Annotated in this window: 28 protein-coding genes and 1 pseudogene; 14 read left to right on the top strand and 15 right to left on the bottom strand. The window is 66.3% G+C overall.

Annotated features, from left to right (window positions below):
* The first annotated feature begins 22 nt into the window (after window positions 1-22).
* On the top strand, window positions 23-1,165 hold the full coding sequence (locus CSW62_RS12100; protein WP_099578113.1) for a DUF3089 domain-containing protein: 1,143 nt from the start codon (window positions 23-25) through the stop codon (window positions 1,163-1,165).
* Here the strand turns inward: CSW62_RS12100 and CSW62_RS12095 are convergent.
* Both CSW62_RS12095 and CSW62_RS12090 read right to left on the bottom strand, forming a co-directional pair.
* The gene (locus CSW62_RS12095) at window positions 1,130-1,510 is read right to left on the bottom strand and encodes a DUF6285 domain-containing protein (RefSeq protein WP_099578111.1); all 381 of its coding nucleotides are present in this window, start codon (window positions 1,508-1,510) and stop codon (window positions 1,130-1,132) included. The genes CSW62_RS12100 and CSW62_RS12095 overlap by 36 nt on opposite strands.
* Window positions 1,507-2,472 carry a phosphotransferase family protein gene (locus CSW62_RS12090; protein WP_099578109.1) on the bottom strand — a complete coding sequence of 322 codons (966 nt, stop codon included), beginning with the start codon at window positions 2,470-2,472 and terminating at the stop codon, window positions 1,507-1,509. The genes CSW62_RS12095 and CSW62_RS12090 overlap by 4 nt, the downstream gene beginning before the upstream one ends.
* A 106-nt stretch (window positions 2,473-2,578) precedes the next feature.
* On the opposite strand from CSW62_RS12090, the gene CSW62_RS12085 reads away from it, so the two are divergent.
* Window positions 2,579-3,526, top strand: a complete 948-nt coding sequence (locus tag CSW62_RS12085) for a DUF808 domain-containing protein (protein ID WP_099578107.1) — start codon at window positions 2,579-2,581, stop codon at window positions 3,524-3,526.
* Between the two features lie 7 nt (window positions 3,527-3,533).
* Here the strand turns inward: CSW62_RS12085 and recG are convergent, their stop codons facing one another.
* From recG to tcyJ, 5 genes are all read right to left on the bottom strand, one after another.
* Entirely contained in the window at window positions 3,534-5,630 is a 2,097-nt protein-coding gene (recG, locus tag CSW62_RS12080; RefSeq protein ID WP_099578105.1) for an ATP-dependent DNA helicase RecG, read from the bottom strand.
* A gap of 41 nt (window positions 5,631-5,671) precedes the next feature.
* Window positions 5,672-5,971: a hypothetical protein gene (locus CSW62_RS12075; RefSeq protein WP_099578103.1), complete on the bottom strand. Its 300-nt coding sequence runs from the start codon at window positions 5,969-5,971 to the stop codon at window positions 5,672-5,674.
* Window positions 5,972-6,102: 131 nt separating this feature from the next.
* A complete protein-coding gene (locus CSW62_RS12070) occupies window positions 6,103-6,843 on the bottom strand; it encodes an amino acid ABC transporter ATP-binding protein (RefSeq protein ID WP_099578101.1) in 741 nt (246 codons plus the stop codon).
* Window positions 6,840-7,499, bottom strand: coding sequence for a cystine ABC transporter permease (gene tcyL / locus CSW62_RS12065; RefSeq protein ID WP_099578099.1), 660 nt, complete (start codon window positions 7,497-7,499; stop codon window positions 6,840-6,842). Before tcyL ends, CSW62_RS12070 begins: the two co-directional genes overlap by 4 nt.
* Window positions 7,500-7,502: 3 nt before the next feature.
* Window positions 7,503-8,288: a cystine ABC transporter substrate-binding protein gene (gene tcyJ / locus CSW62_RS12060; protein ID WP_099578097.1), complete on the bottom strand. Its 786-nt coding sequence runs from the start codon at window positions 8,286-8,288 to the stop codon at window positions 7,503-7,505.
* Between the two features lie 162 nt (window positions 8,289-8,450).
* On the opposite strand from tcyJ, the gene CSW62_RS12055 reads away from it, so the two are divergent.
* Window positions 8,451-9,629 (top strand): M48 family metallopeptidase, encoded by a 1,179-nt coding sequence (locus CSW62_RS12055; RefSeq protein ID WP_199170580.1) that lies wholly within the window; start codon window positions 8,451-8,453, stop codon window positions 9,627-9,629.
* 63 nt (window positions 9,630-9,692) lie between these two features.
* Here CSW62_RS12055 and CSW62_RS12050 read toward each other — a convergent pair whose 3' ends face one another.
* Window positions 9,693-10,808, bottom strand: a complete 1,116-nt coding sequence (locus tag CSW62_RS12050) for a beta-ketoacyl-ACP synthase III (RefSeq protein ID WP_099578093.1) — start codon at window positions 10,806-10,808, stop codon at window positions 9,693-9,695.
* A 238-nt stretch (window positions 10,809-11,046) separates the two neighbouring features.
* On the opposite strand from CSW62_RS12050, the gene CSW62_RS12045 reads away from it, so the two are divergent.
* The 3 genes from CSW62_RS12045 (at window position 11,047) to CSW62_RS12035 (ending at window position 13,038) form a co-directional block, all read left to right on the top strand.
* Complete coding sequence (locus CSW62_RS12045) at window positions 11,047-11,580, top strand: porin family protein (protein WP_099578091.1); 534 nt, start codon at window positions 11,047-11,049, stop codon at window positions 11,578-11,580.
* 133 nt (window positions 11,581-11,713) lie between these two features.
* A complete protein-coding gene (locus CSW62_RS12040; RefSeq protein WP_199170579.1) occupies window positions 11,714-12,097 on the top strand; it encodes a hypothetical protein in 384 nt (127 codons plus the stop codon).
* Window positions 12,097-13,038, top strand: a complete 942-nt coding sequence (locus CSW62_RS12035; RefSeq protein WP_099578089.1) for a sterol desaturase family protein — start codon at window positions 12,097-12,099, stop codon at window positions 13,036-13,038. Before CSW62_RS12040 ends, CSW62_RS12035 begins: the two co-directional genes overlap by 1 nt.
* On the opposite strand, the gene CSW62_RS12030 is transcribed toward CSW62_RS12035, so the two are convergent.
* Together CSW62_RS12030 and CSW62_RS12025 are read right to left on the bottom strand one after the other, a co-directional pair.
* A complete protein-coding gene (locus CSW62_RS12030) occupies window positions 13,004-13,984 on the bottom strand; it encodes an NAD regulator (RefSeq protein WP_099578087.1) in 981 nt (326 codons plus the stop codon). The genes CSW62_RS12035 and CSW62_RS12030 overlap by 35 nt on opposite strands.
* Entirely contained in the window at window positions 13,981-14,625 is a 645-nt protein-coding gene (locus tag CSW62_RS12025; RefSeq protein WP_099578085.1) for a YfbR-like 5'-deoxynucleotidase, read from the bottom strand. Before CSW62_RS12025 ends, CSW62_RS12030 begins: the two co-directional genes overlap by 4 nt.
* A gap of 105 nt (window positions 14,626-14,730) precedes the next feature.
* Here CSW62_RS12025 and CSW62_RS12020 point away from each other — a divergent pair, with 105 nt between their 5' ends.
* Both CSW62_RS12020 and CSW62_RS12015 read left to right on the top strand, forming a co-directional pair.
* Window positions 14,731-15,543, top strand: coding sequence for a universal stress protein (locus CSW62_RS12020; protein WP_099578083.1), 813 nt, complete (start codon window positions 14,731-14,733; stop codon window positions 15,541-15,543).
* A gap of 34 nt (window positions 15,544-15,577) precedes the next feature.
* On the top strand, window positions 15,578-15,955 hold the full coding sequence (locus tag CSW62_RS12015) for a hypothetical protein (protein WP_099578081.1): 378 nt from the start codon (window positions 15,578-15,580) through the stop codon (window positions 15,953-15,955).
* A gap of 6 nt (window positions 15,956-15,961) precedes the next feature.
* Here CSW62_RS12015 and CSW62_RS12010 read toward each other — a convergent pair whose 3' ends face one another.
* The 5 genes and pseudogenes from CSW62_RS12010 to CSW62_RS11990 all read right to left on the bottom strand — a co-directional run bounded on the left by CSW62_RS12010 (window position 15,962) and on the right by CSW62_RS11990 (window position 20,945).
* Window positions 15,962-16,792, bottom strand: a complete 831-nt coding sequence (locus CSW62_RS12010; RefSeq protein ID WP_099578079.1) for a hypothetical protein — start codon at window positions 16,790-16,792, stop codon at window positions 15,962-15,964.
* 92 nt (window positions 16,793-16,884) lie between these two features.
* Window positions 16,885-17,753: pseudogene (locus CSW62_RS12005) on the bottom strand (AAA family ATPase).
* Window positions 17,754-17,857: 104 nt separating this feature from the next.
* Window positions 17,858-18,436 carry a UDP-4-amino-4,6-dideoxy-N-acetyl-beta-L-altrosamine N-acetyltransferase gene (gene pseH, locus CSW62_RS12000; RefSeq protein WP_099578077.1) on the bottom strand — a complete coding sequence of 193 codons (579 nt, stop codon included), beginning with the start codon at window positions 18,434-18,436 and terminating at the stop codon, window positions 17,858-17,860.
* Complete coding sequence (locus CSW62_RS11995) at window positions 18,429-19,148, bottom strand: cytidylyltransferase domain-containing protein (RefSeq protein WP_099578075.1); 720 nt, start codon at window positions 19,146-19,148, stop codon at window positions 18,429-18,431. The genes pseH and CSW62_RS11995 overlap by 8 nt, the downstream gene beginning before the upstream one ends.
* Window positions 19,149-19,151: 3 nt before the next feature.
* Complete coding sequence (locus CSW62_RS11990) at window positions 19,152-20,945, bottom strand: tetratricopeptide repeat protein (RefSeq protein WP_099578073.1); 1,794 nt, start codon at window positions 20,943-20,945, stop codon at window positions 19,152-19,154.
* Between the two features lie 197 nt (window positions 20,946-21,142).
* On the opposite strand from CSW62_RS11990, the gene flbT reads away from it, so the two are divergent.
* From flbT to CSW62_RS11960, 6 genes are all read left to right on the top strand, one after another.
* Window positions 21,143-21,568, top strand: coding sequence for a flagellar biosynthesis repressor FlbT (gene flbT, locus CSW62_RS11985; RefSeq protein WP_099578071.1), 426 nt, complete (start codon window positions 21,143-21,145; stop codon window positions 21,566-21,568).
* Complete coding sequence (gene flaF, locus CSW62_RS11980; RefSeq protein ID WP_099578069.1) at window positions 21,528-21,890, top strand: flagellar biosynthesis regulator FlaF; 363 nt, start codon at window positions 21,528-21,530, stop codon at window positions 21,888-21,890. Before flbT ends, flaF begins: the two co-directional genes overlap by 41 nt.
* Window positions 21,891-22,138: 248 nt before the next feature.
* On the top strand, window positions 22,139-22,960 hold the full coding sequence (locus CSW62_RS11975) for a flagellin (RefSeq protein WP_099578067.1): 822 nt from the start codon (window positions 22,139-22,141) through the stop codon (window positions 22,958-22,960).
* 275 nt (window positions 22,961-23,235) lie between these two features.
* Window positions 23,236-24,057, top strand: a complete 822-nt coding sequence (locus tag CSW62_RS11970) for a flagellin (RefSeq protein ID WP_099578065.1) — start codon at window positions 23,236-23,238, stop codon at window positions 24,055-24,057.
* A gap of 213 nt (window positions 24,058-24,270) precedes the next feature.
* Complete coding sequence (locus CSW62_RS11965; RefSeq protein WP_369827459.1) at window positions 24,271-24,534, top strand: hypothetical protein; 264 nt, start codon at window positions 24,271-24,273, stop codon at window positions 24,532-24,534.
* 175 nt (window positions 24,535-24,709) lie between these two features.
* Window positions 24,710-25,546 (top strand): flagellin, encoded by an 837-nt coding sequence (locus tag CSW62_RS11960; protein ID WP_099578061.1) that lies wholly within the window; start codon window positions 24,710-24,712, stop codon window positions 25,544-25,546.
* The last annotated feature ends 48 nt before the right edge of the window (window positions 25,547-25,594 follow it).

Genomic DNA, 25,594 nt, shown 5'->3' with positions numbered 1-25,594 from the left:
GGGCCATGGTGTAACCAGAGGCATGGGCGGTTCGTTCAAAAGCTTCAGGCTCTGGATCGGCGCGGGGCTGGCGCTGTTCCTGGCGCTGTTCCTGACGGCCGCCTTCGTCTTCCGCTATGATATCCTCAGCAACGCTTTGGACCCCAAGGTCCCGTTCCTGACCTACCGCCCGCCGCCGGCCCCGGACTATGGCCAGCGCTCGTCCTGGGCCTTGCTGCCGGGCCCCGCCCGGGCCAACCAGCCGGTCGACGTGTTCTTCGTCCACCCGACCACCTTCGACGGCGGTCGCGACTGGAACGGCGGCATCGACCAGCCGAAGGCCCAGCGGTTCCTGTCGCGGGTGGTGATCCCGAACTACGCCGGACCGTTCGACCGTGTGGGCCGGGTGTTCGCGCCGCGCTATCGCCAGGCCAGCCTCTATACCTACCTGACCCTGCGCGACGACGCCCGCGACGCGCGGCGCTTCGCCTATGGCGACGTCAAGCTGGCCTTCAGAACCTATCTGTCGCGCTACGGCGAGGCGCGGCCGTTCATCATCGTTGGGGTGGAGCAGGGCGGCTCCCTCGCCGTTCGCCTGCTCCGTGAGGAGATCGCCACCGATCCGGACCTGAAGCGCCGCCTTGTCGCCGCCTATCTGATCGAGACGGTGGCGCCGGCCGACGAATACGGACCGAATGCGCCGATCCCCGCCTGCGAGCACAAGGGCGAGACAGGCTGCGTGGCGGCCTGGGCCTCGGCTCAGGAGGGCGACTTCCGCGCCGTGCAGGAACTGACGGGCCGCTCGCTGATCTGGGACGCGACCGACCAACTGGTCAATCTCGAGCACCGTACGCCGCTGTGTTTCAACCCGCTGCTGGGCGGGACCAGCCTGGAGCGCGCGCCGGCCAAGCTGAACCTGGGCGCGGCCAACGCCACGGGTCTGGATTGGGGCGCGCGGCCGCCCTTCTTGCAAAGGCAGGTGTCGGCGCGCTGCGAGAACGGCCTGCTGCGGACCAGCAAACCCAAGTCCAGTGCGCTGCGCGACAGCGGCTCGTGGGCCGATCGGCGAAAGGTCGACGCCTTCAACCTGTTCTATGCCGATATCGAGGCCGACGCCCTGGCGCGGTCGGCGACTATGGTCGGCCGCCCGCTAACCGCCGTCTCCACGGTTCCGGAGCGCCGCTAGGCCGCCGTAGCTTGGCTGGTCGATGGCGATCTGGCCGATGGCCGTGGCGCGCAGGTGCGCCAAAAGCGCCGGATCGAGCGGGGCGATCGCGCCGGTCCGCAAGGCCTCGCAGAGCTTGGCGTTGAGCGTGGCGAAGTCGCCGGTGTCGGCCATCAAGGCCCCGAGCCGCTCGACCGCCTCGGCCTCCAAGGTCGCGCCGAGCTCGGCTTCGCGGGCCAGGGCGGCGCGGGCGTTGTCGGCGACGCGGGACAGGAAGGCCTGGCGCGCATCGCCGGGGATGGCGGTCTCCGCGTCGAAGGCGGCGACGGCTTGGGCCAGTTCGACGGCGGTCGGGTGACTGATCATGCCGGCTCCATCAGCGCCACAAGGTCGATCTCGGTCTCGCTGGTCCGCCGGCCGATCATGGCGCGCTCGATCGAGCGATCCTGGCCGCTGGCGAAGCTGGAATACATCATCAGGCACATGACGCCCCACTTCAGTGAGCCGAGCGCCTGCCAGAACTTCACGCGCTCCAGCGAGACCCTGCCGCCGTAGCCGGCCAACAGGTCGGCATAGTCGCCAAAGCCGCCCACGGGCTTCCGCCATTCGCCGAAGCGCCAGGAATTGATGCAGATCCAGCCCAGGTCCTCGGCCGGGTCGCCCAGATGGGCCAGCTCCCAGTCGAGCACCCCGACCAGGCCGTCCGTCGGATGGATCATCAGATTGCCATTCCGGAAATCGCCGTGGACCAGCACCGGCCGTTCGGGCGGCGGCGGGGCAATCGTCTCCAGCCAGCGGAAGGCGGCCTCCAGGATTGGTCGTTGAACGCCCAGTTGGCGGTAGATCTCCTCGTAGCGCGCGAGTTCGCCTCCTGCGTCGGAAGTGGCCAGGTCCGGCAGGTCCTCGGTCGGCGCGGCGTGAATCCGCGCCAGCACCTCGCCGCAGCGGCGGGCAAGGTCGGGGCGCACAGCGGCGAAGGCCTCGTCGCGGACGATCCGGCGCCCGAGGGTCTCGCCCTCCAGGCGGCGCATGACATAGGCCTCGCCGAGGCCGTCGTCGGGCGTGCAGACATGAACCACGCTGGGCGCCGGCGCGCCGGCCTGATCGGCGGCGCGGATCAAAGCGGCTTCGGAGGCAAGGGCCAGGGCGGTCTCGCGTATGGCCGCGCCGTCCGGGCGACGGCGCAGGATCAGCGGCGTGCCGTCGTCGAGATCGAAAGCCCAGGTTTCCAGGCTGGCGCCGCCCGACAGGCGGCGGGCGTTGGCGGCCCTGGTCGCGGTCGGCGACAGGCGCGAGGCGAGGCGATCGAGAGAGGCGGCGACGTCCATGGAACAAGCTTCCAGCTTTCACCTTACGTCAGGCAAGAGCCTCGCGACTTTACGGCGAGCCCGGCGCGCCTTACGCAACAAGCTTCAACTCTGCTCAGGATCCCTCATGCCTTCCGGTCTCGCCGCGCTGCTGGATGACGTCGCGGCCATCACCAAGCTCGCCGCCGCCTCGCTGGACGATGTCGGGGCCGCCGCCGGGAAGGCGGGGACCAAGGCCGTGGGCGTGGTGGTCGACGACGCGGCCGTGACGCCGGGCTACGCCATGGGCTTCACACCCGACCGCGAGCTGCCGATCGTCTGGAAGATCGCCGTCGGTTCGTTGCGCAACAAGCTGCTGTTTCTACTGCCCGGCGCTCTGCTGCTGTCGGCCTTCGCGCCGTGGGCGGTGACGCCGATCCTGATGGTCGGCGGCGCCTATCTGGCCTTCGAGGCCACAGAGAAGATCCTGGAGGCGTTCACGGCAGGGGCGGAGGGCGAGGCGATAGAGGATCTAGCGCTCAGCGCGCCCGAGCTGGAGAAGCAGAAGGTCGACGGCGCGATCCGGACCGACCTGATCCTGTCCGGCGAGATCATGGCCATCGCCCTGGCTGAAGTCGCTCACCTGAGCCTCGTGATGCAGGCGGCGGCGTTGGCCATCGTCGGCGTACTGCTGACGATCATTGTCTATGGCGCGGTGGCGCTGATCGTGAAGATGGACGACATGGGTCTGCACCTGTCGCGCCGCGAGGCCAAGGGCGTGCAGAAGTTCGGCCGTGGCCTAGTCAAGGCCATGCCGGTGACCATGGAGGCCCTGACCGTCATCGGCACCGCGGCCATGCTGTGGGTCGGCGGCGGCATCATCGTGCACGGCCTTGAGAAGTTCCACCTGACGCCGATCCCGCACTGGGTCGAGGGCTTCTCGCACTGGGCGCATGGCGTCCCGGGCATCGGCGCCGTGACCGGCTGGCTGGCCTTCGCGCTGGGCTCGGCCGTGGTTGGTCTCGTGATCGGCGGCGTCCTGGCCGGCGTCATGCACCTCTGGCATCACCGCAAGGGCGCGACCATCGCGCACTAGCGGCCCGCTACCCCGCCTCGTTCAACGGCGAGGCCGGTTTCCAGTCGAACAGTTCCTGCATCGTCCGGAGCGCCTGGCCGCGTGGCGAGGTGAGGTCCGGATCGCGGGCCAGGATCAGACGGGCGTCGTCGGCGGCGACGGTGATCAGGTCGCGGTGCGCGACGGGATCGGCCAGGCGATAGGCCGGGAAGCCGCTCTGCTTGAGGCCCAGTGGGTCGCCGCCGCCGCGCAGCGCCAGGTCCTTTTCGGCGATCTCGAAGCCGTCGTCGCTGCGACGCAGGATGTCCAGACGCTGCTGGGCCACTTCCGACAATGGCGGATCGTACAGCAGCACGCACGAACTCTCCCGCGCGCCCCGGCCGACGCGGCCGCGCAGCTGGTGAAGCTGGGCCAGGCCGAAGCGGTCGGCGTGCTCGATGACCATGATGCTGGCGTTTGGGACATTGACCCCCACCTCGACCACCGTGGTGGCGACCAGCACGCTGACCTCGCCGTCGGCGAAGCGCTGCATGACCGCGTCCTTCTCGGCGGCGGGCATCTGGCCGTGGACGAGGCCGACGCCGGGCAGATGGCGGGCCAGGTCCGCTGCGCGGTCCTCGGCGGCGCGCAGCTCGACCTTGTCGGATTCGGAAACCAGTGGGCAGACCCAGAACGCCTGGGCGCCGCTGGCGATGGCGCCGCGCAGGCGCTCGACGATCTCGGGCACGCGGGGCGTGGGCGCGGCGCGGGTGGCGACCGGCGTGCGGCCCGGCGGCTTCTCGTCGATGCGCGAGACGTCCAGATCGCCGAAGACGGTCAGTTCCAGCGTGCGCGGGATCGGCGTGGCCGACATGGCGAGCAGGTGGACGCCCCAATCTTCACTAGAAGGGCCCTTGTCCTGCAGGCGGCGACGCTCATTGACGCCGAAGCGGTGCTGTTCGTCGATGATCGTCAGGGCCAGGCGGTCGAAGACCACGTCGTCCTGGAACAGGGCGTGGGTGCCGACGGCGACGTGGTGGGTCCCGTCCGCCAGGCCCAGCAGCTTGGCCGAACGGCTGGCGCCCTTGTCGCGGCCGGTCAGCAGGATCACCGACAGGCCCAGCGCCTGCAGGGGCGCGGCGATGGTCTCGAAGTGCTGGCGGGCCAGGATCTCGGTCGGGGCCATCAGGGCCGATTGGAAGCCGGCGCCGGCCGCGTCGGCCATGGCCAGCATCGCCACCACGGTCTTGCCTGAGCCGACATCGCCCTGCAGTAGCCGGCTCATCCGCTCACCGGAGGCGAGGTCGCCGCGAATCTCCGAAAGCGAACGAATCTGGGCGCCGGTCAGCCTGAAGGGCAGGGCTTTCTCTGCGGCTTCCGAGAGGGGACCGGACGGAATGCGCGGGCCGGGCGTCGCGCGGCGCGAGGCCTTGCGCTGGGCCAGAGCCAGCTGGTGGGCCAGCAGTTCGTCATAGGCCAGACGCCGGCGCGGCCTGGCCAGCGGCGACAGGTCCGCCTCGCTGGCGGGCGCGTGCATGGCCGCCAGGGCCTCGCGCCAGCCGGGAAGCTTTTCGCGCTCGCGCCAGGCGGGGTCTTGCCACTCGGGGAGTTCCGGTGCGCGGTTCAGGGCCTCGAGGGCGAACTTCCGGAAGGTGCGCGAGGGCAGGCCGTGCGTCGCCGGATAGACGGGCTCGATCTCGGGAATCTCGCCGGCGCGCTCGGCTTCGACGATGTAGTCAGGATGGGCGATCTGGAGTTCGGAGGCATAGCCGTCTGGCCGCTCGACCTTGCCGCTGACCGCGCGTTGCGCGCCCTTGGGGTGCTGACGTTCCAGGTGCGGGCCGTGGCCCTTGAACCAGACCAAGGTCAGGAAGCCTGTCCCGTCCCAGGCGCGGATCTTCCAGGGCTGGCCCAGGCGGCCTGGCGTCTGGTGCTGGTCAATGGTGACGATGAAGGTCTGGACCTGGCCCTCGACGGCCTGGTCGACCGTGGTCACCGACCGGCGAATCAGGCCGGTTGGCGCGGTGAACAGCACGTCGCGCACGATCGGGCCGGCCAGTTTCTCGACCAGCGGCGCGACTCGCGGACCCACGCCCTTGAGCGTGGACACCGAGCTGAACAGGGGGAAGAGAATCTCCGGGCGCATCTGGCGAGAGCTTAGCCGCCTCCGCGCCCGGGGAGCAGGCCTTAGTCCTGATTCATCACAGGCTGAAGCGCGATCACTAGGTCGGAATATTCATCCGCCCGCGACGCGCCCGAGACGTTGAGGCGCGTGTACAGCCAGGTCGCGCCATGGCGGGAATAGGCTTCTGACCAGCGGGTCTTGGCGTCGATCAGGTTGTTGGCCTCACCGGCGAAGACCACCGCGCCCTTGGCGTCGACATAGACGTAGTTGCCGGCGATCGTGGTCGCAGGGTCGCCGTTCTCGGCCAGCTTGTAGCGGTAGACGGCGCCCGAGGCGCCCTTGAGTTCGATATAAGGCTTCACGCTGTCCTCGCCATAAAAGCCACCCGGCGTAGGGCTTTGGATTTGATCGTTAATCGCGCGCCTGAGCAGCGAGGCCGCCTACGCAATTCGCCTGACGCGCTAGCAGGACGTGAAGTGTCCCGTGGGCCAAATTATGGCTGTAGGACACCCGACCTGGCCAGGAACTTGCGGGTACGTTCTTCGCGCGGGGAGGCAAGCAACTGACGGGAGGGTCCTTGCTCTACGATGACGCCGCCGTCCATGAAAATCGTCCGGTCAGCGACATCTCTGGCGAAGTCCATCTGGTGGGTGACGATGACCATGGTCCGTTTTTCGGCCGCCAGGTCGCGGATCACGGCGAGCACCTCGCCGACCAGCTCGGGGTCAAGGGCCGAGGTCGGCTCGTCGAAAAGGATGACCTCGGGGTCCATGGCCAGGGCCCGTGCGATGGCGCAGCGCTGCTGCTGGCCGCCGGAGAGGGCGGCGGGGTAGGCTTCGGCCCGGTCGCCCAGGCCGACCTTCTCCAGCAGGGCCAGGCCGCGCGCGCGGGCCTTGGCGGGATCTTCCTTGCGGACGACAACCGGACCCTCTATCACGTTCTCCAGCGCCGTCTTGTGCGGGAACAGGTTGAAGCTCTGGAACACGAAACCGACCCGGCCATTCAGGACCTTGGCCAGCGGAACCTTTCCGCCGGCCGTGACGCCCGCGATGGTCAGGTCGCCGCCGTTCAGCAGCTCCAGGCCCGCCAGGCAGCGCAGCAGGGTGCTCTTGCCCGAGCCGCTGGGGCCGATGATGGCCACGACCTCGCCAGGGTCGACGGTCAGGTCGACGCCCGCCAGGACGGGGGTGTCGCCGAAGCTCTTCTTCAGGCCCCTGGCGTCGATCGCGCTCATCCGCGGCCCTCCGAAGCGCGGCGTTCCAACTGGCCCTGAACGGCCGCGAGCACGGCGGAGAGGATCCAGTAGATGGCCGCCGCGGCCAGGTACATGGTGAAGATCTCGTAGGTGCGGGCGGTGATCAACTGGGCCTGGCGGAACAGCTCCGGCACCTGGATGGTGGCGGCCAGGGAGGTGTCCTTGACCAGACCGATAAAGCTGTTCGACAGCGGCGCCACGGCGGTGCGGGCGGCCTGGGGCAGGATCACCCGGCGCAGGGTCTGGCCACGGCTCATGCCCAGCACGCTGGCGGCTTCCCACTGGCCCTTGTCGACAGCGTCGATGGCGCTGCGCAGGATCTCGCACGAATAGGCCGCGACGTTCAGCGAGAAGCCGATGCCCGCCGCCGCCAGCGCGGGCATCTCGATCCCGAACTGCGGCAGGCCGTAATAGATAAGGAACAGCTGCACCAGCAGCGGCGTGCCCCGGAAGGCCGAAACATACACCGCCGCCGGCCAGCGCAGCAGCGGCGAGCGTGACAGGCGCATCAGGGCCAGGCCGAAGCCCAGCACGACGCCGACGCCCATGCCGATGACGCTGAGCAGCACGGTGTAGCCGGCGCCCTTCAGCAGCAGGGGCGCGGACTGGCGCAGCAGGTCCAGACCGGTTTCCATGTCCTAGTGCGTCACGTCCATGCCGAACCACTGTTGCGAGATCGCCGTCAGCTTGCCGTTGGCGCGCAGGGCCTCGATGGCCTGGTCGATGATCACCTTCAGCGCCGGATCCTTCTTCATCGCCACGCCAGCGCCTTGGGCGGCGAAGGGCGGGCCCGAGGCGACGAATTCCGGCGAGGTCTTGACGAAGTCGGCGGCCACCAGACGGTCGTTCAGCACCGCGTCGGTGCGGCCGGCCTTGAGGTCCTGGTACTTGGTGGGATCGTCGTCATAGGTGCGGATGTCGGCCTTGGGCACATTGGCGCGCGCCCATTGTTCGTAGTTGGTGCCAAGGCCCACGCCGACCTTCTTGCCGGACAGGTCCTTGGGCTTTTCCAGGCCCGGCTTGTCCCTGAGCTTGATGATCTGGATGCCCGAGACGGTGTAGGGCTCTGAAAAGTCGTACTTGGCCTGGCGATCGGGCGTGATGGTTATCTGGTTGATGACCACGTCGACCCGGCCCGACTCCAGCGCGCCCAGAAGGCCGGCGAACGGGGCAGGGCGGAAATCCGGCTTCAGGCCCAACTGCGCGGCCAAAGCCTTGGCGAAGTCGACCTCGAAACCGGCCAGCTGGCCGTTCTTGTCCTGGAAATTGAAGGGCGGATAGGTGCCCTCCAGGCCAATGCGCAGGGTTCCCGACGCCTTGATCCTGTCCCAGGCGCTGGCGCCGACGTCCGGCGTCTTGCCGCACGCGGCGAGCAGGGCGAGGCCAAGGCCGGACAGGACGGCGCGGCGGGCAGGGAATCGCATCGGACGAACCTTTGGGCGAAACAATCTGTCGCAGTTCTATACGGGCGAGCGCGCTTCGCCAGCCTGAACATGGCGAAGCGCTCTCCACCTGACCGAGAATTAAGCTGACGTCGACACGGACTCGGGGCTTGCTGCCAGGTTCATCCCGGGGAGGGGAAGATCATGGCTCAATTCGACCCGGCGGCCGCCACGGCCGCCTATCTGGCGCAGCTTCCGCCCGAAGCGCACGTCAAGGCGCAGCACTACACTCAAGGCGGCCACTGGCTGCTGCTGTGGGGCTTCATTATCTCGGTTTTGGCCGCCTGGGTCATCATCCGCACCGGCGTCCTGACCAAGGTCGGGCAGGGCGTCGAGCGCAAGAAGGCGCGGCCGTTCCTGGCCAGCTTCGCGGTCGCCGCCGTCTTCGTCGCCTTCAGCTGGCTGCTGGAACTGCCCTGGTCGGTCTATTCCAACTGGTGGCGGCAGAAGCAGTACGGCCTGACCAGCCAGGCCTTCGGCGGCTGGCTGACGGAAAACCTGATGGGCACGGCGATCTCGATCGTGTTCACCGCGATCTTCCTGGCGCTGCTTTACGTGCTGATCCGCCGCGCGCGCCGCCTGTGGTGGCTGTGGGCCGGCGGCCTGACGGCGGGCTTTATCGTGTTCGGTATGCTGCTGGCCCCGATCTATATCGAGCCGCTGTTCAACAAGTACACGCCCGCGCCGCCTGGAGCTGTCCGCGATGAGGTCGTGGCCATGGCCAAGTCGGTCGGCATCCCGAGCGACAAGATCTTCGTCTACAACGGCTCCAAGCAATCCAATGCCTATACCGCCAATGTCTCGGGCCTGGGCGGTTCGGCCCGGGTGGCGATGAGCGACGTGATGTTCAAGAAGGGTGCGGACATCGCCGAGGTGCGCGGTGTCGTCGGCCACGAGATGGGCCACTATGCCCACCAGCACAGCCTGTGGATCACCGGCATCTTCGCCGTACTGGCGGTCATCGCCTTCTTCATCGTCGACCGGACGTTCCCGTGGTTCGCACAGGCCTTGAACGCCAAGGGGGTGACCGGCATCGCCGATCCGGCTGGCCTTCCGGTCCTGGCGGTGATCATGGCCGTGCTGGGCCTGGTCGGGGGGCCGATCACCAATACCTTGATCCGCGAGGTCGAGAGCGATGCCGACCGCTACAGCCTGGTGAACTTCAACGAGCCCGACGGCCTGGCCAAGGCCCTGGTGAAGACCATCGAGTACCGTGCCGCCACGCCCTCGAAGCTGGAAGAGGTGCTGTTCTACGACCATCCGGCCGTCAGCGTCCGCGTCCGCCGCGCCATGTACTGGAAGGCGACGCATCCGAAGTCTTGAGGCGTGAAAAAAGCCCCGCGCCTTAGGGCGCGGGGCTTCATTCTGTTCGGGTCGTGTTTGGGTTCAGCGCTTGCGGACGAACACCGTGCCGGCCGAGTAGCCGGCCCCGAAGCTGCAGATCAGGCCGGTCTCGCCCGGGGCGAAGTCGTCATTGGCCTGGTGGAAGGCGATGATCGAGCCGGCCGAGCTGGTGTTGGCGTACTCATCCAGGATGATGACGTTCTCGCCCGGCGCGGGATCGCGGCCCAGCACCTTGCGGCCGATCATCTCGTTCATGTTGATATTAGCCTGGTGGAGCCAGAGGCGCTTCAGGCCGGTCGGGTCGATGCCGAGGTCGGCGGCGTGTTCGATGATCATCTCGCTGACCATCGGCACCACCTCGCGGAACACCTTGCGGCCTTCCTGGACGAACAGCTTGTCGCGCGCGCCTTCGCCTTCCGGCGCGGCGCGATTGAGGAAGCCGAAGTTGTTGCGAATGTTGTTGGAGAACTGGGTCTTCAGTCGCGCGCCCAGGATCTCCCAGCCGTCGGTCGCCTGCGAAGCGTCCTCGACGATCACGGCCGTGGCCACGTCGCCGAAGATGAAGTGGCTGTCGCGGTCCTTGAAGTTCAGATGGCCCGAGCAGATCTCCGGATTGACCATCAGCACGGCCTTGGCGCTGCCGGTCGCGACGAAGTCGGCGGCGGTCTTGATGCCGAAGGTGGCCGACGAGCACGCCACGTTCATGTCGAAGGCAAAGCCTTCGATGCCCAGGGCTTGTTGCACCTCGATGGCCATGGCGGGGTAGGCGCGCTGCATGTTCGAGGCGGCGCAGATCACCGCGCCGATCTCGCTGACCGGCTTGCCCCAGCGCGCGATCGCCTGCTTGGCCGCCTCGACCGCCATTTCGGCCAGGATCGACAGCTGCTCATTCGGGCGCTCTGGAATGATCGGGCGCATGATCTCGGGATCGACGATGCCCGATTTGTTCATCACGAAACGTGACTTGATGCCCGAGGCCTTCTCGATGAATTCGGGCGAGGAAGGGGCCAGGGCGACCACCTCGCCGGCCGCGATGGCCTCGGCGTTGGCGGCGTTGAATCGCTCGACGAAGGTGTTGAAGGCCTCGACCAACTCGGCGTTCGAAATGGAAAACGGCGGGGTGTACAGCCCCGTGGCGGCGATGACGGCTTGCGGCAAGACGACGGTCCCGATGATGCGCGCGGGCCTCGTCCCTGGTGGGAGCGGGTCCGCGTTCTGACGCTTGTTTGACTCGTAGATAGCACGGATGGCGCGGGCGTCATCAACTGCGGCTTTTCGGTCACGACACGGAATGGCCTCGAACGCGACCGTGAACCGCCGCATGCTCGCCGCGTTATCCGATTAGCAAAAGCTGGCTGAGGGCGCTGAAGACTACGAGTAGAATTGGAGTACAAGAATGAAGTCTCTCATCACTGCTACCCTCATCGCCGGTTCGGTTCTCGCGATCCCAATGTTCGCCCAGGCTCAGAATACGACCGAGGTCTATGGTTCGCTGAACTATAGCCAAACTCGGACGCGCGGCGCTGACACCGGTGCTATTCAAGGGCGTGTCGGCGCCAAGCTTACGCCTAATTTCGGTGTCGAAGCCGAGGCGGCCGGCGGCGTCGACGGCGACACGGTCTACACGCCCGGCGGTCCTTCCAGCGTGAAGATGGAGCATCAGGTCGCGGGCTACGCGGTCGGCTACCTGCCGGTTACCCCAAATCTCGATCTGCTGGCGCGCGCCGGCTACGGGACAACCAAGTTCAAGACCAACAATCCGGCCGCCACGAACTTCGACGGCAGCCACGACAGCTGGAACTATGGCGTCGGCGCCGAATACAAGTTCGACGACAAGAACGGCATTCGGGCAGATTGGACCAAGTCCGAATATACCAAGAGCGATCTGAGTTCGAACACGGTGGCGGTAGGTTACGTCCGCAAGTTCTAGCCGAACGGTCCTCGTAGCCTGACAGGACGGCGCGCCCTCGGTAGGGGCGCGCCGTTCGCGCTTTGGCGACTTGACGCCGCCCTCGGAGCCGTCAATCTGAACGGCAATAAGTTACGGGGGGGATGCGTCGGTCTTGGACAAGGCGCTGTTGATTCAGCTGGGCGGCTCGATAGTCGCCGTGGCTCTGCTGGTGGCGTTCGCGGCGTGGATGGGGGTGGCCAGAGCGACGCCCCCGCTCGATCCCGATTCCGCCCGCGCGCTGGTCGCGCTGGAATTTCCCGATCACAAGCCGGACGCCGTCTGGATCTCCGCCGACGGCGCGGGGGTCATTGGGCGCGAGGGAGATCTAGCGTTGGTGCTCTACCGGCGCGGCGACAGCTATGTCGCGCGCGACCTGCCGTGGAGCGCGATCGCCGGCCTGAAGCCGGAGAGCGGCCGGCTGGCCCTGCGCCTGGGCGACGCCCGTCCCGTGTTCGCCGTCAATGACGACGCCTGGCCGCCGAAGGAGCTCGCCTGATGCTGAAAGCCCCGTTCGATCCCGTCCAGCTGGCCATCCCGTTCTTCGTGCTGGCCATCATCCTGGAAATCCTGATCGGCCGCTTCGGCAAGGCCAAGGCCAACTACGAGGCGCGCGACACGGCCGTGTCGCTGACCATGGGCTTGGGCAGCACCGTGGCTGGCCTGCTGTTCGGTGGAGTGGTCTTCGCCACGACCGTCTGGGTTTGGCATCATCGGATCTTCACGATCCCGATGACCGCCGTCTGGGCCTGGGTCGCTGTCTTCCTGCTCGAGGACCTGACCTACTACTGGTTCCACCGATTGGCGCACGAGCGGCGCGTCTGGTGGGCCAGCCACGTCAACCATCACACCTCGACCCACTACAACCTGTCGACAGCCCTGCGGCAGACCTGGACCGGCGGCGTCGCCGGCACCTGGCTGCTGTGGCTGCCGCTGTCGTTCCTGGGCTTCCCGCCGGCCATGGTGGCGATCCAGAAGGGCGTCAGCCTCGTCTACCAGTTCTGGATCCATACCGAGGCGATCAAGCGCATGCCGCGCTGGTTCGAGGCGGTGTTCAACACGCCGTCGCATCACCGCGTGCACCACGCTCGCAACGCCCGCTATCTGGACGCCAACTACGCCGGCATCCTGATCATCTGGGATCGCCTGTTCGGCACCTTCGTCCCCGAGGTCGACGAGGAGCCCTGCCGCTATGGCACGGTGAAGAACCTGGGCAACTTCAACCTCTTCCACAACGTCTTCCACGAGTGGATCGGCATCGGCAAGGACGTGGCGGCTTCGAAATCGCCCCGCGAGGCGCTCGGCTATGTGTTCGGCCCGCCCGGCTGGAGCCCCGACGGTTCGCGCGACACCTCCCACACGCTAAAGGCCAAGTGGCGGGCGCGGATGGAAGCGGGCGAGGGCGCTAGTCCCGCAGCAGCGGAAGTGAAAGTCCCGTAGCCGGCCGAGCGGCCAGCATCTCGCGGCGGAAGCGGAACAGCTCGGCGGGGCGGCCGCCGGTCTCGGCGTCGAGGCGTCCCAGGCCTTCGACCAGTTCCTCGCGCTCGACCACGCGGCGGAAGTTCTGCTTGTGCAGCGGCACGCCGGCGATGGCCTCGACCGTGCGCTGCAGGGTCGATAGGGTGAACTCCTCCGGCGTCAGCTCGAACACCACCGGGCGGTACTTGATCTTGCCGCGCAGGCGCGAGAGGCCGGTGGCCAGAATCCGCCGGTGGTCGGAGATCATTGGCTCGCCCAGGGCCGCCGACAGGGCCTGGGGCTCGGCGGGATCATGACCGTCGGCGCGGGCCACGTCGCGGGCCGCTTCCGGAGCCAGCCCAGCCTCGTAGAGCAGCTCGTAGCGCTCCAGGACGCGTTCCTCGTTCCACGGCGCCCCGTCCAGGGCGAAGGCCAGGCGGGCGCGGGACCATTTGGTCGCGTCGTCTCCAGCCCAGCGCTTCAGGGCCGGCGCGATGGCGTCGTCCAGCAGAGCGGGACGGCCGATGCGCCAGTCCTCCCAGGGGAAGAACCGCGTCCACGGCGCCCAGGCGGTGTCGGGGGCGTCGGTGTCGACGGCCTTGGGCGTCAGGCCCAGATAGCCGACCGAGACCACCCGCGCCGCGCCGGCTCCGACCTCGGCGCGCGGGGCGTCGCGGCCCTTGTCGCCAAAGGTGTAGAGCTGCTCGACATAGCCCAGCTGGAAACGGGTCTGTGCGGTCACGAAGGCCCGCAGGCCCAGCTCGAAAGTGCGGTGCGCCTCGGGATCGAACGGACCGAACGGCAGGCCCGAGAGTGGCGAGGCGACATCGGTGATCGCATCGTGCGGCCGCACGGTCAGGACGACGGCCTCGCCGTCGCGGATCGCGACGACCACCGCCGACAGGCCGATGACGACCGCAGTGTTCATTCCGTTTCGAACGCCGCGCCGGGGGCCGACTCGAAGCCCGCGGCGCGCGACAGCACGTGGAAGCGCTGGACGTAGCGGGCCTGAGCCTCGAACGGCGGCTGCGGCGTGATTTTCAGGTCATAGCCGGTCGGCGGCGCGCCGAAGATCGCCAGGGACTCCGAATGTTCGAAGCCGGCCAACTGGGTGGCCTCGAAGAAGGCGCAGGCGCGGTCGGCCTGCTTGATCAGCTTCTTGATCGGGGCGGGGGTCTTCACCGGCAGGCCGAAGCGGATGTGGATCGCGTCCTCCAGTCGGGCCTCGAAGTCTTTGTAGCTGACGCCCAGCGCCGTCTTGAACGGGCTGATCATGTCGCCGATCACATATTCGCTGGCGTCGTGCAGCAGCGCGGCCAAGCGCCAGCGCGGCTCCAGGTCCGGCTTGATGTGCGCGGCGATCTCCTCGACCACCAGGCTGTGCTGGGCGACCGAGAAGCCGTGGTCGCCGACCGTTTGGCCGTTCCAGCGGGCGACGCGGGCAAGGCCATGGGCGATGTCCTCGATCTCGATGTCCATCGGCGACGGATCGAGCAAGTCGAGCCGACGTCCGGAGAGCATTCTTTGCCAAGCACGGGGCGGTCCGCCCCTATGCAGCCCTTTGGCCACGAGATCGTTCCTCACAGTGAAGGTGGTTGACTGGCCTATCGATTGAGAAAGATCAATGTGGCCGTCGCCGTCATCTGTGGAAATACCCTGAAAGGGAGTTCGATCATGAGTTGGGCGAGAATTATGGTTCCGCTGGCCGGGACTTCGAACGACAAGGGCGTCCTGACCACCGCTGCGGCGCTCGCGGGCGCGTTCCAGGCCGAGTTGGCCTGTGTTCACGCACCCGCTGACATGGCCGACCTGATGCCCTGGATGGGCGAAGGTTTCATGGGCGGCGTCCAGGTCACCGCGCTGGAAAGCCTGAAGGAAGCCGCCCAGGAAGGGGCGCGCGCCTGCGGCAAGCTGGCGGCCGAGACCGGCTATCCGCGCACGCGGGTGATCAGCCTGGAGTCGCCGGTCTGGGCGGGTCTGGCCATGGAAGGTCGCCTGTCGGACCTCATCGTCTTTGACGACGCCTCGGCGCGGGGCAAAGGGCCGTTGGCGGAGTCGTTTCAGCAATTGGTCGCCGACGAGCAGCGCCCGACCCTGGTCGCGCGTCCCGGTTTCCGGGTCGACGGCGTGGCCCTGGTCGCCTGGGATGGCGGCAAGGAGGCCAGCCGGGCCATGCGCACGGCGCTGCCGCTGCTGCAGAAAGCCAGTTCGGTGATCGTGGCGGGAGCGCATGGCGCCTCATCAAGGGCGTTCGAGCCGGATCGGCTGGTCGAGTTCCTGGCCGCGCGCGGCGTCACGGCGAGCGTCAAACTGCTGGAGGGCGGCAACGACGCCGCCAGCCTACTGCTGGGCGCGGCCAAGGACGTCGGGGCGAACCTCCTGGTCGCCGGCGCATTCGGTCATCCTCGGCTGCAGGAGTTCATTTTCGGCGGCACGACCCGCACGCTGCTGAGCAGCGAAGGCCCGTCCCTGTTCCTGTCGCACTAAGGCGCTGAAATCTCAAAATAAGGGGAGGTCTGGAATGTCTCTGTCTCGCATCGTGATGCGCCTTGCGCGCAATCCTGGCACCGAGTTCGCCGGCGGCGACGACCACCGCGGCTATGCCCTGACGGCCCCCCTGACCGAGGACGGCCATATCGACGAGGGGGCCTACGCCAAGGTCAAGGGCGCGTGCAGCGTGCGCCGGTTCGCGCCCGACGAGGAGGCCGTGGACGGCCGCCTGAACAAGCGCGGCGCGCGCTGGTTCTTCGACTACGACAGCGATGATGTCGCCGACGACGAACCGCTGCACCGCCTGGGCGAGCACCGGTTCGCCCTGGGCGAATACGTCACCGTCACCGACGAGGACGGCCGGCTGCTGACCTACAAGGTGATGCAGGTCGAGCCGATTCCGCAGTAGACGGCGTCAGCCGCCCACATTGTGGCGCACCAGCGCCTTCATGTCCTTGAACAGGTCGTGGTCGTCGGTGTCGCGGGTCTTGGCCTTGACGACGGCGACGGCCAGCGGTCCGCCCTTGGGGCCGCGGGCCTCGTAGCCGGCCAGGCGATAGCCTTTCGGGGCCTTGTCGTTCGCCAGGATCAAGGTGGAGCGCACCGAGTCGTTGCCGCCCTTCTTCGCGCGGATTTCCGCTCCGTGGTCATTGGCCTTGATAGTGACGTCGCCCTCGTGCTCGTCCTCGGCCTGGACATTGACCGAGCCGTGGCCATCGTCGCCCTTGAAGTTGACGTTCTTGTTGACCTTCACCTCGGCGGCGCCGCCGTCGCTATTGATGGTCAGATGGCCGATGCGGATGTCGGCGCCGTTGTCGCTGGCGTCGATCTTCACGCCCGGCAGGTTGATGCTAGTGTGGTTCTTGCCCGCGCCCTTGTGCTCGGGCGGTTTCGGCGCGGCCGGTGGCAGGGGCATGATGCCCTTCAGCTCGGTCTCGATCGGCGCCAGGGCGGCCTCGGCGTCGCCGCCGTTCAGCTTGACCAGGCGCAGATCGACCGTGGCCTCGGCCGAGGCATAGGCGCAGGACTGGCCGTCGTCGGCCTTGGAGACCAGCTTCAGCTCGCCCTGCTGGTCGGGACAGTCGAGGCGCTCGATGACCCGGATGGGCTCGCGTCGGCCCAGCTTGCGCTCGGCGTGCTCGGTCTTGGTGGTCTCGGTGCGCTGGCAGGCGGTGAGGGCGGTCGCGCCGACGCCGATCATCAGCGCCGTGGCCAGCCATTTCGCCCGCGATTTGGAATAACGCATGGGTTGTCGGTCTTCCCTGATTTGGCGGGAAGTTGGGCGCGCGCTGGGCGCGCGTCCAGTGAAATCCAAGTAACGACCAATTGGTCGCGGGCCTATTGGCCCGGACGAGACCCCGAACCCTCGCGACGCGCCAGGAAGGCCAGGCGTTCGAAAAGATGCACGTCCTGTTCGTTCTTGAGCAGGGCGCCGTGCAGGGGGGGATCAGCTTGGTGGGGTCCTTCTCGCGCAGAACCTTGTCATCGATGTCCTCGACCAGCAGCAGCTTCAGCCAGTCCAGCAGCTCGGACGTCGACGGCTTCTTCTTCAGGCCCGGCACCTTGCGCATGTCGTAGAAGATGCGCAGCGCTTCCGACACGAGCTTCTGCTTGATGCCCGGGAAGTGGACGTCGACGATCGCCTGCATCGTCGCCTCCTCGGGGAAGCGGATGTAGTGGAAGAAGCAGCGGCGCAGGAACGCGTCCGGCAGTTCCTTCTCGTTGTTCGAGGTGATGATGATGATCGGCCGGACCTTGGCCTTGATCGTCTCATTGGTCTCGTAGACGTAGAACTCGTTTCGATCGAGCTCCTGCAGCAGGTCGTTCGGGAACTCGATGTCGGCCTTGTCGATCTCGTCGATCAGCAGCACCGGGCGCTGCTGGCTCTCGAACGCCTCCCAGAGCTTGCCCTTCTTGATGTAGTTCTTGACGTCCTTGACCCGCTCGTCGCCCAGCTGGCTGTCGCGCAGGCGGGTGACGGCGTCGTATTCGTAGAGGCCCTGCTGGGCCTTGGTCGTCGACTTGATGTGCCAGGTGATCAGCGGCGCGCCCATCGCCTTGGCGACCTCGTAGGCCAGCACGGTCTTGCCCGTGCCGGGTTCGCCCTTGATCAGAAGTGGGCGCTCCAGAGCGACCGCGGCGTTCACCGCGACCTTAAGGTCGTCGGTCGCCACATAGTCTGAAGTGCCTTCGAAGCGCTGGCTCATGCCCATCTCCGCCGGAATCAAGTCCGGTTCGAACAGTTGTTCAAAACGAATGGATCAAACTACCGGCGCTTACGCGCTTGGCAAGTGCCCGTGGCGGAAGCCGGTCACAGCGGCGCGTCAAGCGCGGTCTCGGTGAAGCCTTTGGCGACCAGACGGGCGCGGAGGCGCGGCCGATGCTCCCGCCAGTCCTGGGCCAACAGGCCGAGGCCTATGACGTCGGTTGGCTGGCCCCGCTTGACGACGTGGGCGCGGAACAGGGCCTCGCGCTGGAAGCCGCTCGAAAGGTGGGAGGCGAGGGCGGCCTCGTTGGTGGCCAACACTTCGGACCAAAGCTTGCGCAGGTCCAGAACCTGGAAGGCGTGGTCGGCGACCTTGAACTCGGTGAAGCCGCCGACGCCCAGGCCCCGCGCGCTTTCCTCGGCGAGGTAGCGGGCTATGGCGGCGCGGCCTTGGCCGCTGTCGATATCGACCAGGCTGGTCAGGCCGACGGGCGCGCCGTCCAGCAGAACAACCCAGTCACGGCGACGCGGATGGCCGACCAGGCCGTCGAACCATCGATCGTGTTCCTCGCGGCCGATCAGGTGGTCGGAATACATGAAGGCTGCGACCTGGGGGCTGTTTCGCCACGCCAGCAGCCGGTCGCGATCGCTTTCGTCGACGGGACGCAGACCGACATCAGGCACGACGATCGCCTCCCAGCATGGCCAGGTCCGGTCGGCCTCGAACGAAGGCGCGGACGGCATCGGACGTGAAGTCCGGATCGCCGGCGTAGAGCGCGTCATAGACCGCGCGGACGAACTCAAGGTCGTCGGGCCGATCCACGGTCCAGCGCACCGCGCCCTCGTCGGCGGCCTGGGCGTAGCCGGCCAGACGGAAGCGGTCCGGATGCCCGTAGAGATAGGGCGTCACATGCTCGCGGTCGTGAGGGTCGCTGGTCTCGACAGCGGCGCGGCGCAGGGCGGCGGCGGTCATCACCTCGACATCCAGGCCTTTGGGGAAGGTGCGGGGCTCGACGACGTTGGAGGCGTAGTCCGCGCCGGTGTCCTCGAACCGCGCGATGGTGGCGTCGATCACCTCTGGATCAGCCAGCGGACAGTCCGCGGTGAGGCGAACCACGGTCCGCGCCGGGCCGAAGGCGTCAAGGGCGCCGATGAAGCGCCCCAGCACGTCGTCGAGGTCGCCGCGATATACGGGGACGCCCGCTGTCTCCAGAACCTCGGCCAGCGGGTCGTCGTCGGCCCGGATCGAGGTGGCGACCACGATGCGCCGCAGCTTTCGGGCGCGGCGCAGGCGCTCGATCTGGCGCAGGATCATCGGCGCTCCGGCCACCGGCGCCAGCACCTTGCCGGGCAGGCGGGTCGACGACATGCGCGCTTGCAGGATGGCGAGCACCACGGCCTAGCCCGCGACTTTTTCGCGCAAGGCCTGGGCGACCTCGGCCATCACGGGAGCCCATTGGCCAAGCTCTGGCGGCGAGAAAACCCGCGCTTGCGGATACCAGGGATAGGCGTCGGTCCCGAGCTTGGTCCACACCGCCGGGGCGGTGAGCATCCAGATCGGCGCGCCCGCCGCGCCCGCCAGGTTGGTGGTGGCGTTGGAGAAGCCGATGATCAGGTCGACCGCGCAACACAGGGCGGTCAGCTCGTCCAGGTCCTGCTTCAGGTCGATGCCGGGCGGCTGCCAGATCTCGACCCCGAACTGTTCCTTGGCCAGGGCGATCTCTTCCTCGCAATCGCCGTACTGCAGGTTGATGAGCGTGACGCCGGGCGTCTTCAGCACGGGTTCCCAAAGCTGGAACGGCGAGAACTGACGCGCTCGGTCGCCCTTCAGGCTCAGGCTCTTCCACAGCAGGCCGATCTTGGGCGATGGGCCCAGCTTGTCGAGCTCGGCCTTCCAGTAGGCCACGCGCTCCGGATCGGGCGACAGGAACGATTTCCGGTGGGGGAAGGCCTCGACCGTGTTGCGCAGGGGTCGAAGGAAGTCGCCGAGGGCGGCCCAACAGTCGAAACGTTCCCAGTCCTCGATATAGGGCGCGGTGCGATAGACGCGGCCCTCGTACTTCATGGTCCGGTGCGAACTGACCTCAACGCCGGGGAACGAGCGCTCAAGGAGCGGCTTGAGGCGATGTTCAACCACCAGGGTCAGCCTGCCGTCGGGGCCCAGCCAGTCGAGGATGTCGGGCAACATGTTGGAGAACATGACCTCGTCGCCCAGACCCTGCTCGGCGACGATGAGCAGGGTCTTGCCCTTGAGGTCCTCGCCCGACCAACGGGCCGCGGGGATATGGAAGAGGGGAGCGTCGGCGATTTCGGGGGAGAAGCGGGCCTCATAGGCCTGCCAGCCCTCGGCGATACGGCCCAGCGCCAGCAGCAGCGTAGCGCGGGCGAACTCCATCACCACCAGGTCGGCGGGATCCTTGGATTCTTTCATCGCCGCTTCGCCATCGATCAGCGCGCCGGCGATGTCGCCAAGGTCCGCCTTGGCATAGGCCCGGTTGTGGAGCGTCTTGCTGTGCCTGGGCGCCAGGCGCAGGGCTTCGTCGAAGAAGACGAGCGAGCCGCCGGGGTCGCCGACATTGCAGAGGATGGTGCCCAGGGTGTTCCAGAGGCCCGGGGCTTCGGGATGGATCCGCAAGACGGCCTTCAGCACCTCGATCGCCTCGTTCTCCCGGTTCAGTTCGCGAAGGGCGCAGGCCAGGTTGTTGGCGGCTTCGACGTCGTCGGGCCGGGCCAGGCGGAAGTGGGCGAAGAACTTGGCCGCGAACTCGAACATGTTCATGCGGAAGGCCAGGCGTCCCAGGTCGCCGGCGACCGAGCTGTGGTCGGTCAGCAGCGTCAGCGCCGCCTCGTAGCATTTGAGGGAGGAGGCGAAGTCGCCCTGTTTCTCGCGCGCGATGGCCAGGATATGCCAGCCCAGGCCCAGCTGTTCGTCCTTCTTCAGCAGCTTCATGGCCAGCTTCTCGGCCTTGGCGAAATCCTGCTTGTGCACAGCCTCGATCGCCTGGCCGACGATCTTGCCGTTCTCGGCGGTCTTGATCTCCTGCGCCGAGCGTTTGAGACGCTCGAGGGCGTCGGCGGACGCCGAATCGCCCATCGCCGTCACGATCTGTCCGGGCTGGATGGGCACGGCGCCCATGACATCGGCCTGAGCCATGGCGCTGACGGACGCTTCGAGGGCGCTTTTACGGGACATGGCGAACCGACCTTCGGACTCTGTTATTAACCATGTTTTGAGGGGCTATGCTTAATTGAGTCCTAAGCCGCGTCTTACGGTCGCAAGACCGAGTGAATTGCGGCAAGACGGCGTTAACACGTGTTCGCCTAGCTTCCACCCAACCCGTCATGTCGACGGAACCGGGCGAAGCGGCGTCAACGAAGGAGCGGCCTTAAGTGCCTTTGAAGCTGTCGCTGAAGCCCGGCGAAAAGTTCGTTCTCAACGGCGCCGTGGTCCAGAATGGGGATCGGCGCGGAGTTCTGGTGCTCCAGAACAAGGCCTCCGTCCTCCGCGAGAAGGACATCATGCAGCCGGACCAGGTCACGACGCCCGCGCGTCGGATCTATTTCCCGGTGATGATGATGTACCTCGACGAGGCCGCAGCCGAGAAGTTCTTCGAGGACTTCGCGGGTCGCCTTAACGAATTCGTGGGAGTTGTCCGCAATCCTGTGGTTCTGCAGGACTGCATCGCCATTTCGAAGCACGTGATGGCGCGCGAGTACTACAAGGCTCTGATGTTGAGCCGTAGGTTGATTGAATACGAAGACGAGAGGTTGGGGCATGTCTCTTCGGGCTTATCAGCAGGCGGCGACGCGGGCTGAGAACCCCCGTGAAATGGAGTACCGCCTGTTCGGTCAGGTGACGCGCGCCCTCATGGACGCGTCCCAGGCCCCGGCGGACGACATTGCCACGCGGATCGACGCATTGGATTGGAATCGCAAGGTCTGGTCGGCCTTGGCGACAGACTGTTCCTTGCCTGAAAACCAACTGCCGAAAGAGCTTCGGGCCAGCATCATCTCGCTGAGCCTTTGGGTCGGTCGTCACTCCAGCGCCGTGATGCGCAAGGAGGAGGATTTCGAGCCCCTGATCGAGATCAACCGCATGATGATGCAAGGGCTGTCCGCGCGCGCCGACGCCGCCTGATTCTTCGACTACCGCAAGACTGAACGTCTTGCCTACCTGCTCCGGAAAAACCTGCCGCCCGGCGAATCCTGCATTCGCCGGGCGGTTTCGTTTTTGTCGTAGTCTCAAAATTATCTCATCAAAATCAGTGACTTAGGTTTTGGCGCCGATCTCGGTTCGGTTGGCCCGCCGCTTGCGATGGTTCGCGCGGGGCAAAACGCCCGACCGGCAATACGCCGGGCAAATCCCACCAAAACGGTAGGTATCAAATGCTGAACTCGATCAACACGAATCCGAGCGCCCTCATCGCGCTCCAAAACCTGAACGCAACCAACACGGAGCTCGCCGCCACCCAAGGCCGTATTAACACCGGCAAGAAGGTTGGATCTGCCAAGGACAATGGCGCGATCTGGTCGATGGCCAAGATGCAAAGCGCGAGCTCGAGCTCGTTGAACGCCGTGAAGGATTCGCTCCAGCGCGGTCAGTCGACGATCGATGTTGCTCTCGCGGCAGGCGACACCATCACCGATCTGCTCACGAAGATGAAGGAAAAGGCCCTGGCCGCTTCCGACACCTCGCTGAACACCGCCTCGTTCAACGCGCTCAAGTCTGACTTCACCTCTCTCCGTGACCAGATCACCAAGGCCACGGATAACGCGAAGTTCAATGGCGTGAGTCTCGCCGACGGTAAGACCACGAAGTTGTCGTTCCTGGCCAACCAGGATGGCGGCAACTTCACGATCAAGTCTCAGACGCTGTCCCTGGACGGCCTGAGCTTGTCGGTCGGCACCAGCTTTTCAACCGCTACGGACGCGAAAGCCATGATCGCGATCATGACCAACGCGTTGCAGACGGCCACGAACAAACTGTCTTCCCTGGGTACGTCCTCGACCGGTCTGGATACTCACCTGACCTTCGTGGGCAAGCTGCAGGACAGCCTGGACGCCGGCGTGGGCAACCTCGTCGACGCGGACCTGGCGAAGGAAAGCGCCAAGCTGCAGTCGCTGCAAACCAAGCAGCAACTGGGCGTCCAAGCGCTCTCGATCGCCAATCAGAGCCCGCAGACGATCCTGTCGCTGTTCAAGGGGTGAGCCCGATACGCCGGGCGGCCATCAAAAGCCGCCCGGCGCCTCTTTCCGCCGGGTGCGCATATTGTGCCCGGCAACAATTGCCTATGGCGAAAGGCTCCCGGCAGAAATTGCCGGGAGCCTTCGTCGTTAATGGATGTATAACGCAATGATTTCAGCAATTTAGCGAGGCGTTGCTGCTGGGCAAGAATGGCCCGGCAATTGCTACAGACCTTTTCGAGCAAAATGCTCCCGGCAGCCAAAATGGCGTCGGCTACCTTGAAAAGGAAACTACTCGTATGCCGCTGAATAGCATCAATACGAACTCTGGCGCCCTGATCGCCCTGCAGAACCTCAACAGCACGAACACCGAGCTGGGGATGGTTCAGCAACGCATCAACACCGGCAAGAAGGTCGGTAACGCCAAGGACAACGGCGCCATCTGGGCCATGTCCAAGAACCAATCGGCCAATTCGCAAGCCTTGAATTCGGTGAAGGACTCGCTGCAACGCGGCCAGTCGACCATCGACGTGGCCCTGGCCGCCGGCGACACCATCACCGACCTGCTCGGCAAGATGAAGGAAAAGGCCCTGGCCGCTTCCGACACCTCGCTGAACACCGCCTCGTTCAACGCGCTGAAGGCCGACTTCACCTCTCTGCGCGACCAAATCACGAAGGCCGCTGACAACGCCAAGTTCAACGGCGTCAGCCTGGCCGACGGCAAGACCACCAAGATGACCTTCCTGGCCAACACCGATGGCTCGGGCTTCACCGTCAACGCCAAGACCCTCGGCCTGGCCGGTATCGGTCTGTCGGCTGGTTCGACCTTCACCACGGCCACTCTGGCCAAGGCGGTCCTGACCCAGATCGACAACGCCATCGGCACCGCGACCAACAAGCTGGCCTCGCTGGGCACGAGCTCGACCGGTTTGGACACCCACCTGACCTTCGTCGGCAAGCTGCAAGACAGCCTGGACGCCGGCGTCGGCAACCTGGTGGACGCCGACCTGGCCAAGGAAAGCGCCAAGCTGCAGTCGCTGCAAACCAAGCAGCAGCTGGGTGTGCAGGCGCTGTCGATCGCCAACCAGTCCTCGTCGTCGATCCTGAGCCTGTTCCGTTAAGGGACAGGGAGGAGGCGGGTCCGCGTGGCCCGCCTCCGCCTTTTCCGGTGATCGACGAAGGGAGAGTAAAAGCAAGAGAGAGGAGGGCCGGTCCGCAGGGCCGGCAGTCAGAAAATGGAACCCAAGGCCGCTTTGTCGGCGATCAGAGATTTCGTCGCCTCAACCGCTCCCGCTACGAACGCCCCGGACCTGTCCGAGGGCGCGAAAGTCGTTTTGGCTCCAGCGGCCCAAACGGCGCCAGCGGCTCCAAAGACCCAGGCGGCTGAGCACGAGCCGCCCGCGCCTGTCGACGTCGGCCCGCAACCTGGCGACCTGCGCCTGGTGATCGAGCAGGACAATGACTCTGGCGAATATGTCTACAAGACCGTTGACCGCCGAACGGGCGAAACGCTGCAGCAGTTTCCGCGCGAGCAGATCCTGAAGCTGCGCGAGGCGACCAACTACGCTTCCGGCGACGTCTACGACGGCCAAGCCTGAGCGGGCGCTAGGTTTCCCGAACGGGTGCGACGGCTGGCCGCAGTCGTAAATGGATATGGTTTATAAGCGTTAACCATAATCTTACCTTCTGACCCCAAATTCGGCAGCGACAAGATCGCTCGCCGAATCGCGCGCGATCGCAACCAACGGCAAAATCGCCGATCGGAGGCCGCGCATGACGTTGAGCGTCAACACGAACCAGCCCGCGCTGATCGCGCTGCAGAATCTGAACCGCACCAACGACGACATGCAGTCGGTGCAGACGCGCATCAACACGGGCCTGTCGATCTCGACCGCGAAAGACAACGCGGCCGTCTGGTCGATCGCTCAGGAGCAGCGCTCCGACATGAGCGCGCTCAGCGCCGTCAAGATGAGCCTGGACCGCGCGACCTCTATCGCCGACGTGGCTCTGGCCGGCGGCGAGTCGGTGTCCGATCTGCTGAAGCTGTTGCGCGAGAAGGTGGTGGCCGCCAAGGACACCTCGCTGACCACTTCGTCGCGCACTTCTCTGAATGCCGACTTCCAGGGGCTGATCAAGAACCTCGACCAGGTCGTCAAGAGCGCGGTCTTCGACGGCGCGAACCTGCTAAATGGCAGCCAGACGGTCGGCATGACCTTCCTGGCCGACGCCGATGCGACCCAGGCCATCACCCTGACCGCGCAGGACCTGTCGCTAGGCGGCACGATCAACACCCTGACGACGACCGACGACATCCTGACGCCGACCAATGCCGACGCCGTGCTGCAGCGCCTCGACGCGAGCATGACCGCCGTCAACCAAGCCGTCGGCAACATCGGCACGCAAGCCAAGCAGATCGAGGCTCACAACAGCTTCGTGAGCAAGCTGAGCGACGTGCTGGAGACGGGCGTCGGCAACCTGGTGGACGCCGACCTGGCCAAGGAGAGCGCTCGCCTGCAGGCCTTGCAGGTGAAGCAGCAGCTGGGCGCTCAGGCGCTTTCGATCGCCAACAGCGCGCCGCAGATCATCCTGTCGCTGTTCAAGGGCGGCTAGGGCCAAGATAGGCCAAGGGGAGCCTAGGTCCTGTCGCATCCGCGGGCT

The organism is Caulobacter sp. FWC2 (assembly GCF_002742625.1).
GTDB lineage: Bacteria > Pseudomonadota > Alphaproteobacteria > Caulobacterales > Caulobacteraceae > Caulobacter.
This window is presented reverse-complemented; position numbering and strand designations above follow the sequence as displayed.

Bases quoted from the DNA above. Each gene is read 5' to 3' on its own strand.
- CSW62_RS12100 (WP_099578113.1), top strand. From the start codon at position 23: ATGGGCGGTTCGTTCAAAAGCTTCAGGCTCTGGATCGGCGCGGGGCTG.
- CSW62_RS11960 (WP_099578061.1), top strand. From the start codon at position 24,710: ATGACGTTGAGCGTCAACACGAACCAGCCCGCGCTGATCGCGCTGCAG.
- CSW62_RS12090 (WP_099578109.1), bottom strand. From the start codon at position 2,472: ATGGACGTCGCCGCCTCTCTCGATCGCCTCGCCTCGCGCCTGTCGCCG.
- tcyL (WP_099578099.1), bottom strand. From the start codon at position 7,499: ATGGAAACCGGTCTGGACCTGCTGCGCCAGTCCGCGCCCCTGCTGCTG.
- CSW62_RS12010 (WP_099578079.1), bottom strand. From the start codon at position 16,792: ATGCGTTATTCCAAATCGCGGGCGAAATGGCTGGCCACGGCGCTGATG.
- CSW62_RS11970 (WP_099578065.1), top strand. From the start codon at position 23,236: ATGCCGCTGAATAGCATCAATACGAACTCTGGCGCCCTGATCGCCCTG.
- CSW62_RS12015 (WP_099578081.1), top strand. From the start codon at position 15,578: ATGTCTCTGTCTCGCATCGTGATGCGCCTTGCGCGCAATCCTGGCACC.
- CSW62_RS12055 (WP_199170580.1), top strand. From the start codon at position 8,451: ATGGCTCAATTCGACCCGGCGGCCGCCACGGCCGCCTATCTGGCGCAG.
- CSW62_RS12030 (WP_099578087.1), bottom strand. From the start codon at position 13,984: ATGAACACTGCGGTCGTCATCGGCCTGTCGGCGGTGGTCGTCGCGATC.
- CSW62_RS12035 (WP_099578089.1), top strand. From the start codon at position 12,097: ATGCTGAAAGCCCCGTTCGATCCCGTCCAGCTGGCCATCCCGTTCTTC.
- tcyJ (WP_099578097.1), bottom strand. From the start codon at position 8,288: ATGCGATTCCCTGCCCGCCGCGCCGTCCTGTCCGGCCTTGGCCTCGCC.
- CSW62_RS12070 (WP_099578101.1), bottom strand. From the start codon at position 6,843: ATGAGCGCGATCGACGCCAGGGGCCTGAAGAAGAGCTTCGGCGACACC.
- CSW62_RS11975 (WP_099578067.1), top strand. From the start codon at position 22,139: ATGCTGAACTCGATCAACACGAATCCGAGCGCCCTCATCGCGCTCCAA.
- CSW62_RS11990 (WP_099578073.1), bottom strand. From the start codon at position 20,945: ATGTCCCGTAAAAGCGCCCTCGAAGCGTCCGTCAGCGCCATGGCTCAG.
- CSW62_RS12020 (WP_099578083.1), top strand. From the start codon at position 14,731: ATGAGTTGGGCGAGAATTATGGTTCCGCTGGCCGGGACTTCGAACGAC.
- flaF (WP_099578069.1), top strand. From the start codon at position 21,528: ATGTCTCTTCGGGCTTATCAGCAGGCGGCGACGCGGGCTGAGAACCCC.
- CSW62_RS12095 (WP_099578111.1), bottom strand. From the start codon at position 1,510: ATGATCAGTCACCCGACCGCCGTCGAACTGGCCCAAGCCGTCGCCGCC.
- recG (WP_099578105.1), bottom strand. From the start codon at position 5,630: ATGCGCCCGGAGATTCTCTTCCCCCTGTTCAGCTCGGTGTCCACGCTC.
- CSW62_RS12045 (WP_099578091.1), top strand. From the start codon at position 11,047: ATGAAGTCTCTCATCACTGCTACCCTCATCGCCGGTTCGGTTCTCGCG.
- CSW62_RS12085 (WP_099578107.1), top strand. From the start codon at position 2,579: ATGCCTTCCGGTCTCGCCGCGCTGCTGGATGACGTCGCGGCCATCACC.